Here is a 13,907-nt window from a genome sequence, read left to right as displayed (position 1 = left end):
AACCCGATGAAACAGGCCGACCCAAGCACTTCGCGCATGGTGCAGCTCATGGAAACGCTGGCACCGGTCGAGGGCTACAACCTCAGCGCGCTGGAGGGCGTGCGTTTCCTGCGCTCGAACCGGCCACTGACCCGCACGCCGGTGCTGTACGACCCCGGCATCGTGATTCTCTGTCAGGGCCAGAAGCGCGGGTATCTGGGCGATGACGTCTACGTGTATGACGCCCAGCATTACCTGGTGGTGTCGGTTCCGATCCCCTTCACCATGGAGACCGACGCCTCTGAGGACGAGCCAATGCTCGCGATCTATATGCAACTCGATTTCCAGGTGGCCAGCGAGTTGATGCCGCAGGTGGATGAGATTCACGGCCCGAGTGATGCGCCACCCAAGGGCATGTTTGCCTCGCCGATGGACGACCGCCTGCGCGCATCGACGCTGCGCTTTCTCGAAGCCATGAGTATTGAGGGTGAGGCACAGATATTGGGGCCAGCGCTGTTGCGGGAAATCTATTACCGCATCCTGACCGGCGAACAAGGCGGCTCGATGCGCGCCGCACTCAATCGACAGGGGCACTTCGGCAAGGTGACGCGGGCGATCCGCAAGATCCACAGCAGCTATCAGGAGCGCCTGGACGTCGAGCAACTGGCCCGCGAAGCGAGCATGAGCGTACCCAGTTTTCACCTGCACTTTCGCAGCGTGACGGACGCCTCGCCCATGCAATACCTGAAGTCGACACGCCTGCATCAGGCGCGACTTTTGATGTTGCGCCACGCGATGACCGCGTCAGCGGCGGCGTTCAGTGTCGGCTATGAAAGCGCTTCGCAATTCAGCCGCGAGTTCAAACGGTTCTTCGGCCGAACGCCGCAAGCGGAGATCGAGTGGATGAAGGCAACGTATGCGTTGCCTGCGCCGACGTCGGCCTCGGATTATGTTTCGTCGCATTAGCCGATCAGGTATCTACAGGTGACTGCGGGGTGTCCGGGTCCAGTTGCCGACGGCGGAACTGTCCAGGTGGCTGGCCGTGGATCTGGCGAAAGCGCCGGGAGAAATAAGCTTCATCCGCAAAACCACACAGCCTCGCCACCTCGCCCACTGGCCGGGCTCCATTGAGCAGGTAATTGCGCGCCGCGTGCATTCTGCGTTCCAGCACCAGCTCGGTGAAGGTCTTGCCGATTTCCTTGCGCAGCCAGTGCGTGAGGTAAGTCGGTGACAGGTAGGTAGCCGCCGCCACCTTGATCAGATTGAGATCGGGGTCGGCAATATTCTTGCGCAAGTACTCGAACATCCGGCTCAGTGCATCCCGTCGACTGGCCTGTGCTGCGTTTTCTTCCGCCAGGCGCTTGAGCGGTTCGGCATACAGGACGCACACCTTGCCCACCAGTTGCAGCAGCAATCCCTTGAGCACTTCGCGCGTACCGAACTGACGATTCTCGTCCAGGCCGCGCATCTGTTCGATCAAGCCACAGACCTCGTTGAAGTCCTCATCCCCCAGTATGAAATCCAGATGCTCCTGAAAGCGAAACGGCGACAGTTCGGGCGCCAGGAGAATCGATACCTCCTCCAGATCCATCGGGTCGCACTGCAAATGCGGCAACAGAAAGGTCTGGGAAAAGTTGATCACCATGAAATTGCTGTCCGCCGGATGCGGGATCACGTGCACACGGTGCGGCAGGATGAATGCCAGTGCGTTACGCGGAAACGGACGAACCGCGTTGCCAATGTGCTGCACCGTGTCGCCGCCGAGGTTGATCTGGATCTGGAAGTATTCGTGTCGGTGCGGGCCAGTCTCGGCGCGGCGACCTTTCTTGTCACGAATGTAGAAATCCATCATCTCGCTGCGTTGCTGCATGACGTAGGTGGGCACACGGCATTGTGACGTCATTTCTTGAGAATCCTCGACAGGTTACTTGGGCAGGTTTTCCTGGCGTTACCGAGTTATCGGCGTGGCTCATCTTGAAGGTTCGTCGCCGACCCTTCAAGCAGTCATACGACGACGCCAGACTCAGTGTTTTTTCTACACCGCCACTGCCAATGATCACTGTCCAAAAAACGCGACCGCAAATTCAGTATTTTTTCCTTTTAAAAACAGTCGGATAGAAAACAAAGCAGAGAGCATATGGAAAATTTACTGTGTGGACTTTTTTTGGACAGGTTTATCCGACGCGCCCTTCTCCGGAAAAAATGATCTAACACCTTGATTGATTTCAAGAGGTTGTACGACCACTGTATTTCTCATGCAGCCCAACCTCATTCAAAAACAAAAAAGGTGCGCACGTCATGAATCCGCTATTGCTCCCCGCCGCCCCTCCCCACCCTTTACCGACGATGCCAGCCGGAAGACGTCCCTGAACGTCTGACCCTGGCCGTTTTTGCCATTGGTTTCAACTTCGATTGCCTTGCCCCCGAACAGCGGGCAACGACGTCGGCTGTCCGCAAACAACTCGACACTTCTAACAATAACGAGGTCCACTCATGTCGAATTCGCACACCTCCCCGACCACCGCCCCCCCGCTGATTGCCGGCGACAGAGACGCCGCCTCTTCCCGGCGACTGCCGACGCGGCGACGCTGGTTCATGCTCTCGCTGCTGCTGATTGCGACGATCATCAATTACATCGACCGGGTGAACATCTCGATCGCCGCCCCGTTCATGGCCAAGGACCTGGGTCTGGACAAGATCGAAATGGGGCTGATTTTCTCTGCCTTTGCCTGGACCTACGCACTCGCTCTCGTGCCGGCCGGATTTATCGCCGACCGCTTCGGCTCACGCTTCACCTACGGGGTTTCACTGATCAGTTGGTCGACCGTCACGGTGTTTCAAGGCTTCGCCACGGGTTTCGCTTCGCTGTTCGGCTTGCGTCTGGCCGTCGGGGCGATGGAAGCGCCGGCGTTTCCGGCCAACAGCCGTGCGGTAACCGTATGGTTTCCGGCGCGGGAACGGGGACTGGCCAGCAGCATTTACGTCTGCGGGCAGTACCTGGGCACGGCACTGTTTACCGGTGCCCTGCTGTGGCTGGCCACAACCTTTGACTGGCGCCATGTGTTCTACAGCACCGGCGCGCTCGGCATCGTCTTCGGTGTGCTGTGGCTGTATCTGTATCGCGATCCGCTGAACTGCAAGAAGGTCAGCAAAGAAGAGTTGAAATACATCGAGGCCGGTGGCGGACTGGTCAAGAGCAGCCAGGAACGCACCCGTTTCAACTGGCGGCAGATCGCCGAGCTGTTCAGCTATCGCCAGGTCTGGGCCATTTGTATCGGCAAGTTCGCCAGCACCTCGGCGCTGTACTTCTTCCTCACCTGGTTCCCGACCTATCTGATTGAAGAACGCCATCTGACCACGATCAAGGCCGGGATCTTTGCCGTGATGCCCTTCGTGGGCGCAACGGTCGGCATCCTGCTCGCCGGCATCGTCTCCGACCTGTTGATCCGTCGCGGTTATTCAATGTCTTTCGCCCGGAAATTGCCGCTGGTAGTCGGGTCGATGCTGGGCATGTCGATCGTGCTGGTGAACTTCACCGACTCAAACGTCATCTGCATCGCCGTGCTGACCATTGCCTTCTTCGCGCAGGGCATCGCGTCGTCCTCGTGGGCGGCGGTGTCGGAGGTGGCGCCCAAGGAACTGATCGGGCTGACCGGCGGGATCACCAGCCTGGCCGCCAACATCGGCGGCATTGTGACCCCGATCGTGATCGGCGCCATCGTCCACGCCACCGGCTCGTTCGCCTGGGCGTTCTGGTTCATAGGCGCCGTGGCGCTGATCGGCACTCTCTCCTACTCATTGCTGCTCGGTCGCCTGTACCGCATCGAGTTGAAAACGCGCTGAAGCCAGAACAACCGGTTTCTCCAATTGGAGGCGGCTTTCGTCCAACTTCGCCAGCGATTGCCGCCGTACGCTGCACTCTCACACAGGACTTCCAGCAGGATGAACATGACCGAATACGTCTTTACCCCGGATCTGCCAGTGACCTTGCCGATTGTCGACAGCGAGCAACGCTTTCCCGTCGGACGCGTCTTTTGCGTCGGCCGCAACTACCCGTGGCCGGACACGCTGGGCCAACCGCGCCAGCCGCCAGTGTTTTTCATGAAGCCGGCAAGCTGCGTGGTAGACGCCGTCGGTGAAGTGACCTTCCCGTCACTGACCGAAGAGTTTGCCCATGAAATCGAGCTGGTCGTGGCCATCGGCGAAGGCGGCGCGCAGATCCCCGAAAGCCAGGCGCTGGCCTATGTCTGGGGGTACGCCGCCGGACTGGACCTGACCCGCCGTGACGTACAGCGCCTGGCCAAGCGCGACGGTTTGCCATGGGAAGGTGCCAAGGTGTTTGACGGCGCCGCACCAATGACCGCCATTGTGCCGGTCACTCGGACCGGTCGGCTCGAAGGGGAATTATGGTTGAGCGTGAACGGTGAGGAACGCCAGCGCGATCGTCTCGACAGCCAGATCTGGTCGGTGAGTGAAGTCATCAGCCGCATCTCGCAATCCGTAACACTCAAGGCCGGTGACCTGATCATGACCGGCAGCCCCGCCGGCGTCGATATCCTGCAACCCGGCGACGTCATCAGTGCCGGGATCGACGGCATCGGCCAACTCGAAATGCGCGTCGGCCCACGGCCTTGAGTCTGTCCTTAAGTGATTGGAAAAAAGGAGAACAACAAGATGTCTGACACTCAATCCTTGAAAGTGGCCCTGGTGACCGGCGCCGGCAGCGGGATCGGCCGTTCGGTGGCACTGGGCCTGCTGGCCGACGGATACACCCTGGTGCTGGCCGGGCGCCGGCCCGAACCCTTGCACGCGTTGGTCGATCTGGCGGCCAGCGAAGGAAACGAAGCGCTGGCGGTGCCCACTGATGTACGCGACCCGGCCAGTGTCGATCAGCTGTTTGCAACCATTGCCGAAGTCTATGGACGCCTGGACGTGGTCTTCAACAACGCCGGGGTCAATGCCCCCGCCGTGCCGCTGGATGAGCTGACGTTCGAGCAGTGGCGAAACGTGATCGACACCAACCTCAACGGGGTTTTTCTCTGCGCCCGTGGCGCGTTCGGGCTCATGCGCCGGCAACAGCCACAGGGTGGCCGCATCATCAATAACGGTTCGATTTCGGCCCACACCCCGCGTCCTTTCAGCAGCGCATACACCGCCAGCAAACACGCGGTATTGGGATTGACCAAATCACTGGCGCTGGATGGTCGGGAATTCAATATCGCCTGCAGCCAGATCGATATCGGCAATGCCTTGACCGAAATGTCGGTGCGCATGACCAAAGGCGTGCGCCAGGCCAACGGCAGCATCGCCGTGGAGCCGATGGTCGACGTCAAGCATGTCGCCGACGCCGTGCGCTACATCGCCGGTCTGCCCCTGTCGGCCAACGTCCTGAACATGACCGTCATGGCCACTGCCATGCCGTTTGCCGGCCGCGGTTGAGCCGGCTTTTTTATTGCGTAAGTGAGGTTTACATGAAGCCAGAAGTCTTGCAGCTGAGCCCGATCCTGATTCCGCAAATCAATGCCCGTCTCGGCGAACTGTTCACGATCAGGCGTTATTTCGAGCAGGCCGACAAAGCGGCGTATTTGCAGGAACACGGCGCCAACATTCGCGGCGTGATCACCGGTGGCCACACGGGCATCAGCCAGGCGCTGATGGCGCAACTGCCCAAACTGGAAGTGGTGGCGGTCAACGGTGTCGGCACCGATGCGGTCGACCTGGCCTACGCCCGGGATCGCGGGATTCGCGTGACGGCGACCATCGGCGCGCTGACCGAAGACGTGGCCGACCTGGCCATCGGTTTGCTGATCGCCGTGTGTCGTGGGCTGTGTACCAGTGACCGTTACGTTCGCTCGGGCCAGTGGCCGCAAAGCCCGACCCCATTGGCACCGCTGCCTTTGGCGCGGCAAGTGTCCGGCATGCGGATCGGCATCGTGGGCATGGGCCGGGTCGGCCGAGCGGTCGCCACTCGCGCTGCCGCGTTTGGCTGTCCGATCAGTTACACCGACCTGCAACCGATGAGCGATATCAGCCACACCTTCATCGCCGACCTCAAGCAATTGGCCCGCGACAGTGATGCGCTGATTCTCGCGGCGGCCGCCGACAAGGCCGAAGCCATCATCGATGCCTCCGTGCTGCAGGCCCTGGGCAAGGGCGGCTACCTGATCAACGTCGCCCGGGGAAAACTGGTCAACGAAACCGATCTGGTGGCGGCCCTGACGGCCGGTGAGATCGCGGGTGCGGCGCTGGATGTTTTCGTCGATGAGCCCAACGTTCCTGAAGCCTTGTTTGCCCAGGAACAGGTGGTGCTGCAACCGCACCGCGCCAGCGCGACCCTGCAGACCCGCACCCGCATGGGCGAGATGGTTGTGGCGAGCCTGGTGGACAGTTTTGCCGGAAGAACTCCGCCAGGGTGCGTGACCGGCTGAACCTCACAGTCATCGGGGGCCGCAGCCCCCGCTGACAGATTCCAGACCCCGACTACAACGTGTAAGAAATGCCGACCTGCACCGTTCTCGGTGCCCCCGGATAGGCGTAGACGTTACCGAATGCACCCTCGTCGTAGTCCCGGTCAAACAGGTTCTTCAGGTCGAGGTTGAGGCGCACCTTGTCATTGACCTTGTAGTAGCTGAGCAGGTCGACAACGGTGTAGCTCCCCATCGAAAACGCGGTGTTCGCCGTCTGACCCGCGCGCTCATCGACATATTTGAGGCCTGTTCCCAGACCCAGACCACTGAGGGCACCGTCCTGGAACTCATAGACGTTGAGCAGGCTGAAGCTGTTTTTCGGGATGTTCATCAGTCGCGTGCCGGAGCGGATCACGTTGTCCTTGGTCACCTCGGCATCGACGTAGGCGTAACCCCCGATGACACGCCACTCGGGGGTCAGGTTGCCGGCGACATTGAGGTCAAATCCCCGGCTGCGCACTTCCCCGGCAGCCACGCTGAAAGTCGAGTCCACCGGGTCAGTGGTCAGGACATTGCGCTTTTCAATCTGATAGATCGCCGCGTCAACGCTCAACTGATGATCCAGCGCTTCCCATTTGACGCCCATCTCCCAGGACTTGCCTTTCTCCGGTTCAAAGCCCCCGCCCTGTCGGCTCGCGCCGGTATTGGGCTTGAATGAACGCGCGGTGTCCGCGTAGACCGCGAGGGTGTCGGTCAGGTCGTAGGTCACACCGACGCGGGGCGTCACGGCATTGTCACTGGCCTGCCAGTTCTTGCCGCCGGGCACGTAGGTTTCGTAGTCGTGTTCGAAGCGTTCGAAACGTGCGCCGGCCAGGACTTTCAGCCGATCGGTCAGAGCCACCTGATCCTGTACGAACGCGGCGTAGGTCTTGAGATTTTCCTTGTCGTGGGTCGGGGTGCGCGTCAGTGCCGGACGGGGCTGCCCATACACCGGATTGAAGATGTCGATCGGATAGGCACTCACCGCGCCGCTGGAGCGCTGGATGATCGACTGGTAGTCGTAATCTTCGTATTCGATACCGGTGAGCAAGGTGTGCTGCAGGCCGCCCGTGGCAAAGTGACCGGTCAGGTTGAGCTGGGTGTCCTTGTCCGTCCACTCCAGCTTGCGGTAGTTGAAGTTTCGTCCCAAAGTCCGGCCGTCGGCGGCAATGCCGTTGGCTTCGATGGCATTGCCCTGCAAGGTTCCGTCGAGCCACTGGAAGCCACCGCCGAGCGTCCAGTCCTCATTGAGCACATGCTCGAAGCGCAATTGCGCCATGTTGTTGTCGTTGTGCAACTTGCCGGCGTCCGGTTCACCGAAGAAGGTGTCGCGGGAGGCGGTGCCGATCTGCCGGGGATAACGCGTCGCGCCCCGGTCCAGCGGATGGTTGTTGCGCATGAAGTCACCCTCAAAGATGACTCGAGTGTCATCGCTGGCTTGCCAGGTCAGCACCGGGGTCACGCCGTAGCGTTCGGTTTCAACGTGATCGCGGAAGGTATCGCCGCCCTCGCCCACCACGTTCAGGCGATAGGCCAGACGCCCCTCTTCATCGAGCGGACCGGAAGCATCCAGGGTACCGCGGCGCATGCCTTGGTCATTCAACTGGCTGCCGAGTGTGACCGTGCGCTCGGGCAACGGTTGTTTGGAAACGACATTGAAGGTGCCACCCGGATCGCCACGGCCGTAGAGCATGGTCGCCGGACCGCGCAGGACCTCAAGACGCTCGATGGTGTTGGCATCCGGCATGTTCGGATACCCGCGATTGATCGGGAAACCATTACGGTAGAACTCGCCGGTGGTAAATCCGCGCACGGTGAACGTGGTCAGTCCCTGGCCGCCGAAATTGTTGGCTCGCCCTACGCCGCCCGCGTAATCCAGTGCGTCCTGCAGCCGGGTAGCACCGATGTCTTCGACCGCGTCTTTAGTGACGACACTGATCGACTGCGGGGTTTCATGGATCGAGGTATCGGTTCGGGTGGCGCTGGCCGAACGGGTCGCGCGATATCCGTGTACCGGGCCGTCCGCTCTTTCGTAATCCGCGGTACCGACCACATCGGTTGCCTCCAGCTCCAGAGCTGACGCTGTTGAACCGGAGGGCTCGGCCCACGCAAAGGGAGACAACGTTTGCAACACACAGATGGACAGCAGAGTTCGACGCATGGGGGGAGAACCTTACAGATAGGCCAGAACGAAGGGGATAACTGCCAGCAAAAACGCGGCGGATGGTATACCACCCGCCGCGCAATTGATAGGCATTCCCATTCGTTTGTGCAGCTGACTCTCACCTCTTGCGTCTATTTCCTGCTCACACGCCCAACAGGCGTTTCGTGGTCGCCATTGACGTACTCAACGACTGTCCTGTGCGTTGCAGTTTGTTCAGCAAACTGGCCCCCAGCCACAGTTGATACAGGGTTTCAGCCAGTTGCCGAGCATCGCCCTCAGGCAAGCTTTTTTCGACCTGGCCCTGTTCGATGCACTCGCTGATGCGCGCCACCACTCGCTCTGCACCATCACGCAAGGTCAGGCGCATGGTTTCGGAAAGGTCAGCCACCTCGGCGCTGAGTTTCACCACCAGGCATTCGTCGCCATGGCCTTCCAGGGTGCAGCGATCCTGCCAGCCTTGCCAATAATCCATCAGCCGTTCATAGGCGCTCAGGCCGGGCAGCGTCAGGCGTCGCTCCATGTCCGCCAGATAGTCGACGAAGTAATCCTCGAGCAAGGCCTGGCCGTACAGTTCCTTGGATTTGAAGTAGTGATAGAACGAGCCCTTGGGCACGCCGGCGGTCTGCAGGATCTCGTTCAGGCCGACACTGGTGAAGCCTTTCTCGGCCATCATCCGGTGGCCGGTGTCGAGCAAATGTTGGCGGGTGTCGTCGTAGGTCGGTTTCATGGGGCACGAATTACCAGGCAATAGACCAGTCGTTTATCTCAAAGGAACGCGAGTTTGCCACACCTGTCCATGAAAAAGCTTCAGAGAAAAAATTACTAGACGACTGGTCTAATTGGAAACTATGCTGCGCCCCGACAAACTTTTTCCCGGTGCCGATTCTGTGCGAATCCCTTGCTCATGAACGCCGCCAGACCAACCCAGGGTGCTCTATGAAAATCTTGATGGTTTTGACTTCCCACGATCAACTCGGCAACACCGGCAAGAAAACCGGCTTCTGGCTCGAAGAGTTCGCCGCCCCCTACTACGCCTTCAAGGACGCCGGTGCCGACGTCACCCTGGTTTCGCCCGCTGGCGGTCAGCCACCGCTGGATCCGAAGAGCGACGAGCCCGACGCTCAGACGACTGAAACCGACCGTTTCCGCCAGGACCCTGCGGCCCAACAGGTACTCGCGAGCACCGGCCGCCTGGCCGACGTCCGCGCCGAAGATTTCGATGCCGTGTTTTATCCAGGTGGCCATGGCCCGCTCTGGGACCTGGCCGAAGACAAGCATTCGATTGCCCTGATCGAAGCCTTCGCGCGCAGCAACAAGCCCCATGGTTTTGTCTGCCACGCACCGGGGGTACTGCGTCATGTGGTCGATACGGACGGTAAACCGCTGATCCAGCATCGCGAAGTGACCGGCTTCACCAATTCCGAAGAGGCGGCCGTCGGTTTGACGGATGTCGTACCTTTCCTGATCGAAGACGAGTTTCAGCGTCTTGGCGGTCGCTATTCCAAAGTTGCCGACTGGCAGGTTCATGTAGTGACTGATGGAAAACTGGTGACCGGCCAGAATCCTGCCAGCTCGGCAGCTGTCGCCGAAAAACTGCTGAAGCTGCTGGGCTGAAGCTTTCCGCTACATCCTCGAACAACTGATCCGGACACCGTGTGTGCGTTGCACGGTGTTCTTTTTTCGCCACTTGAATAGTCGACTGGTCTAATAAGGCCATGAAAAGGTATTTCCATGAACCACAGCAGTTTCTTTACACCCGTCACCCTGGGCCGCCACATCCTGAAAAACCGCATAGTCCTGCCGCCCCTCACCCGCCAGCGCAGCACCCAACCGGGCAATGTCGCCAATGAATTGATGGCCGAGTATTACCAGCAGCGGGCCGGTGCGGGCTTGCTGGCGACTGAAGGCACTCAGATCGAACCCCGTGGCCAGGGTTACGCCTGGACCCCGGGCATTCATACACCTGAGCAAATTGCCGGTTGGCGCAAGGTCACCGAGGCTGTCCACGCCAGTGACGGCGTGATTTTCGCGCAGCTATGGCATGTCGGTCGCGTATCCCATACTGCCCTGCAACCCAATGGCGACGCCCCGGTGTCGGCCTCCGCCATCGCCACCGACCGGGTCAGTGTGTTCATCGAAACCGCGCCCGGTGTGGGCGCTCTGGTTCCGCCGTCCGCGCCTCGAGCGCTGACCACCGATGAAGTCCAGGAACTGGTTCAGCTGTACATCCAGGCGGCGCGCAATGCCATGGACGCCGGTTTCGACGGTATCGAACTGCATTGTGCCAATGGTTATCTGGTGAACCAGTTCATCTCCGCCCACAGCAACCTGCGCACCGATCAATACGGCGGTTCGCTGCATAACCGTCTGCGCTTTCTGCGCGAAGTAGTGGCCGGGGTCGCCGAATGCATCGGCAAGGAAAAGGTCGGCGTGCGCTTTGCGCCGCTGTTCACCACCACCGATGAAGCGCGGACTTATCTGGGTATGGTCGAGGAAGACCCTCACACCACCTATATCGAAGCGATCAAGGTGCTGCAAGACGTCGGCATCGCCTACCTGTCCATCGCCGAAGCCGACTGGGACGACGCGCCAGTGATGCCGGAAACCTTCCGTCGAGCGGTACGCGACACCTTCAGCGGCGCGATCATCTACGCGGGCCGCTACAACGCCGAAAGCGGTGCGCGGTTGCTTGAATCCGGATTGGCGGACCTCGTGGCTTTCGGTCGCCCGTTCATGGCTAACCCGGACCTGCCCGCGCGGATCGCCAATGGCTGGCCGCTGAATTCGCTGAACCCGGCCACGGTGTATGGCGGCCATGCCGAAGGCTATGTGGATTACCCGGTGTACGGAGAGTAGCTTTCGCTGGCGACACTTTTGGCGAGCTGATTGCGGCCCGCCCCTTTGGCTTGATACAGCGCCTGATCTGCCGCAGCGATCAGGCCTTGTACCGTGTCCAGTTGCGACCCTGTGGCGGCCGCAATGCCGATGCTCACACTCACTCGGCCGAATGGACTGGTCCGGTGAGCGATAGGCTCTTGCGCCAAGCGTTTCAGGATTATTTGCGCCACGACCGCTGCGCCGTCCCTCGTCTCGACTAGACGATTTTCAAAGCCTTGAGAATCACCAGCGTATTCTCGGCAAACGCTTGAGCCTGCCAGGTCAGTTCGGCAAGGTTTTCTTCAGCGGTGGTCAGGGCCCTGCCGTCCTTCAGAAGACCTTCGCCCTGGCCGCCGATGATGCCCCACGCCAGTTGCGCCCATTCAGCCGGGTGCTTTTTGCCTTGCTTGATCGAGATCAGGAACAACTGCTGGAAGCGGCTGACCGTCACGCCACCACCGGTCACCGGACTCGCCAGGGTCTGAATCCTGTTGCCGTACAACGAACGCTTGCACAGCTGCAGGTTGAGGGTGTTGCAACGGGCCTGCACCAGCTTTTCAGCCGCCTCGCTCTGACAGGGCGCTACAACGCTCATGCCGATCAGCACGTTGAGGGCCTGCTCGACGTCGCCATAGGCCAACGAGGGCACGAGATCCAGCAAATGCCGCAAGGTCTTCGGCACATAGGCGTCATCCGCCAGGGCTGCGAGTACCGGGCCATAGATCTCTGCCTGCAGCGTCGCTGCGCCCGCCGGACCGGTGACGTTGGCCGGCACGCTGTCGGCTGCCTGCAACAGGACGAAGCGCGTGCTGAGCATCCGCTCACGGTGCTCGGAGGCGGACAGCTTGTTGGTGCCACGCACATAAAGATCCCGGCGGAAACTCTGGTTCACAAAGTAGTCACGCGCCTGCTCACGCATGACGGGATGCTCGATACCTTCCAGAAAGTCCATGCCTTCGGCGCTCAGGTTGAGCGGGTCGACGGAGTCCAGCGGCACGGCTGTCGTGGCGTAATCGAGCTTGGCGGGTGCCAGGGCATCCACCACGTCGGTGAAATACATGCAGTTCCAGTCGCGGTTGAAATACTCATGGGCGACGTACTGGCGATCCTGACCCTTGATGCTCTGGAGCTTGGCGTCCAGCCCCGGTGCGGAGTTGGCATATTTAGGATTTGCAGCCAGCAGCGCTTCGGAAAATTGCAGCGCAGCGTCGATACGTTGATCAGGGCGCGCAGACGGCTGGCTGGCGAAACGGTCGTGCAGACTGAACAGTTGGCGCAACGGTGCCTGAGGCGACCAGCCCGGGAAGCAGTTGTAGCTGACGTAGAGCAGACCACCTGGCTTGAGATGACGGCGGACGAATTCCACGATCAGCTTATGGTTATCGCGGCTGACCCAGGTCCAGATGCCATGCAGGCTGATGCTGTCGAACTGGGGCAAGTCATGGCGGGCCAGCAACTGCTCGAAGCTGTCGTCATACAGCCGCGCATCGCTGCCCCAGTCTCTGGCCAGAGCGATGGCATGGGACGCCTGACCCGGGTGGAAGTCGGTACCGACATAGGAGCCTGGATTGCCCGCGGCATGGATGTTGATCGAAACGCCCTGACCAAAGCCCAGCTCACAGTGATAACCGTCGGTGCTCTCCAGCGTGGCGAAACCGCGCAGCAGCAGACAATAACGCTGGAAAACCGGATTGATTTCCCGGCTATACCCGTAGGTGTAGCCTTCGTCCGTGAAATATCCCTCGTTCCAGGCATTGCTCATGCGTGCACCCTACTCTGATATCGGAAATGAAAGTCGCTCTTATACGGGGTAGTGATGGCGTATCACAAGAGGAGAAGCTATCAGGCAAACGCGTCTTCGATAAATGCCTCTAGCGTCTCTTCCTCGAGGATTTCGATCGAGAAGTGGCCGAAGCGCTTGGGCAACCAGATGATGCGTGCCCCTGCCGGTGATTGGAGATGTTCGCGGACCAACGGTTTACCGTTTTCATCTTCGGGCTGTACGCCTTCAGCGACAAGCTCGTCGTAGGCTTTTTCGATATCGGGAGTCGAATAGCAGTGACGGTAGATCATGCCCTCGCCTGCGCTATCCAGGAGCTCCCGCAGATTACCGGCCAATGGCTGAACCAGCATGAAACGCTCCTGCCCGATCAACGCAATCGCATAACGCACATGCAGGCCGCCCCGCTCCCACACCAGCGTCCTGGAGGTTCTCGCCTTTAATATTTGCGCGTAGTACGCGCAGGCTTCTTCGAGGTTATTGACGAGTACATCGACGTGACTGAACTTGAGTTGCATTGCCTGCCTCCTGCCGAACGGACGCACATGGTAACCAACAACGCGTGCTCAAACGTGAGCAAAAACTTTCCTGCGGGCAAAACAAAACCCCAACTGCTTTCGCAATTGGGGTTTCGGAATTTAATCTTGACGATGACCTACTC

12 protein-coding genes and 1 pseudogene are annotated in these 13,907 nt (G+C 60.0%); 7 read left to right on the top strand and 6 right to left on the bottom strand.

The window, feature by feature from the left end:
* Window positions 1-6: 6 nt before the first annotated feature.
* Window positions 7-945: an AraC family transcriptional regulator gene (locus C1X29_RS10295; RefSeq protein ID WP_102717364.1), complete on the top strand. Its 939-nt coding sequence runs from the start codon at window positions 7-9 to the stop codon at window positions 943-945.
* 4 nt (window positions 946-949) lie between these two features.
* Here the strand turns inward: C1X29_RS10295 and C1X29_RS10290 are convergent, their stop codons facing one another.
* Window positions 950-1,882, bottom strand: coding sequence for an AraC family transcriptional regulator (locus tag C1X29_RS10290; RefSeq protein WP_102717363.1), 933 nt, complete (start codon window positions 1,880-1,882; stop codon window positions 950-952).
* Between the two features lie 590 nt (window positions 1,883-2,472).
* Here C1X29_RS10290 and C1X29_RS10285 point away from each other — a divergent pair.
* From C1X29_RS10285 to C1X29_RS10270, 4 genes are all read left to right on the top strand, one after another.
* On the top strand, window positions 2,473-3,822 hold the full coding sequence (locus tag C1X29_RS10285; RefSeq protein ID WP_102717362.1) for an MFS transporter: 1,350 nt from the start codon (window positions 2,473-2,475) through the stop codon (window positions 3,820-3,822).
* A gap of 99 nt (window positions 3,823-3,921) precedes the next feature.
* A complete protein-coding gene (locus C1X29_RS10280; RefSeq protein ID WP_102717361.1) occupies window positions 3,922-4,614 on the top strand; it encodes a fumarylacetoacetate hydrolase family protein in 693 nt (230 codons plus the stop codon).
* Between the two features lie 39 nt (window positions 4,615-4,653).
* A complete protein-coding gene (locus C1X29_RS10275) occupies window positions 4,654-5,418 on the top strand; it encodes an SDR family oxidoreductase (RefSeq protein WP_085747563.1) in 765 nt (254 codons plus the stop codon).
* A gap of 32 nt (window positions 5,419-5,450) precedes the next feature.
* Window positions 5,451-6,407 carry a 2-hydroxyacid dehydrogenase gene (locus tag C1X29_RS10270; protein WP_102686641.1) on the top strand — a complete coding sequence of 319 codons (957 nt, stop codon included), beginning with the start codon at window positions 5,451-5,453 and terminating at the stop codon, window positions 6,405-6,407.
* 52 nt (window positions 6,408-6,459) lie between these two features.
* On the opposite strand, the gene C1X29_RS10265 is transcribed toward C1X29_RS10270, so the two are convergent.
* A complete protein-coding gene (locus C1X29_RS10265; RefSeq protein ID WP_102717360.1) occupies window positions 6,460-8,586 on the bottom strand; it encodes a TonB-dependent siderophore receptor in 2,127 nt (708 codons plus the stop codon).
* Window positions 8,587-8,731: 145 nt separating this feature from the next.
* The gene (locus C1X29_RS10260; RefSeq protein ID WP_102717359.1) at window positions 8,732-9,316 is read right to left on the bottom strand and encodes a TetR/AcrR family transcriptional regulator; all 585 of its coding nucleotides are present in this window, start codon (window positions 9,314-9,316) and stop codon (window positions 8,732-8,734) included.
* 209 nt (window positions 9,317-9,525) lie between these two features.
* On the opposite strand from C1X29_RS10260, the gene C1X29_RS10255 reads away from it, so the two are divergent.
* Together C1X29_RS10255 and C1X29_RS10250 are read left to right on the top strand one after the other, a co-directional pair.
* The gene (locus tag C1X29_RS10255; RefSeq protein WP_102717358.1) at window positions 9,526-10,203 is read left to right on the top strand and encodes a type 1 glutamine amidotransferase domain-containing protein; all 678 of its coding nucleotides are present in this window, start codon (window positions 9,526-9,528) and stop codon (window positions 10,201-10,203) included.
* Between the two features lie 117 nt (window positions 10,204-10,320).
* A complete protein-coding gene (locus tag C1X29_RS10250) occupies window positions 10,321-11,445 on the top strand; it encodes an alkene reductase (protein WP_102717357.1) in 1,125 nt (374 codons plus the stop codon).
* Here the strand turns inward: C1X29_RS10250 and C1X29_RS10245 are convergent.
* The 3 genes and pseudogenes from C1X29_RS10245 to C1X29_RS10235 form a co-directional block, all read right to left on the bottom strand.
* Window positions 11,424-11,669: pseudogene (locus C1X29_RS10245) on the bottom strand (GGDEF domain-containing protein); the annotation flags it as partial. The gene C1X29_RS10250 and the pseudogene C1X29_RS10245 overlap by 22 nt on opposite strands.
* Before the next feature lie 14 nt (window positions 11,670-11,683).
* Window positions 11,684-13,228, bottom strand: a complete 1,545-nt coding sequence (locus tag C1X29_RS10240) for a class I SAM-dependent methyltransferase (RefSeq protein WP_102717356.1) — start codon at window positions 13,226-13,228, stop codon at window positions 11,684-11,686.
* A gap of 80 nt (window positions 13,229-13,308) precedes the next feature.
* Window positions 13,309-13,764, bottom strand: a complete 456-nt coding sequence (locus C1X29_RS10235; protein WP_085747571.1) for a VOC family protein — start codon at window positions 13,762-13,764, stop codon at window positions 13,309-13,311.
* Window positions 13,765-13,907 lie beyond the last annotated feature (143 nt).

Origin of the sequence: Pseudomonas sp. GW456-12-10-14-LB2 (genome assembly GCF_002884345.1) — a bacterium.
Lineage (GTDB): Bacteria > Pseudomonadota > Gammaproteobacteria > Pseudomonadales > Pseudomonadaceae > Aquipseudomonas > Aquipseudomonas paraglycinae.
This window is presented reverse-complemented; position numbering and strand designations above follow the sequence as displayed.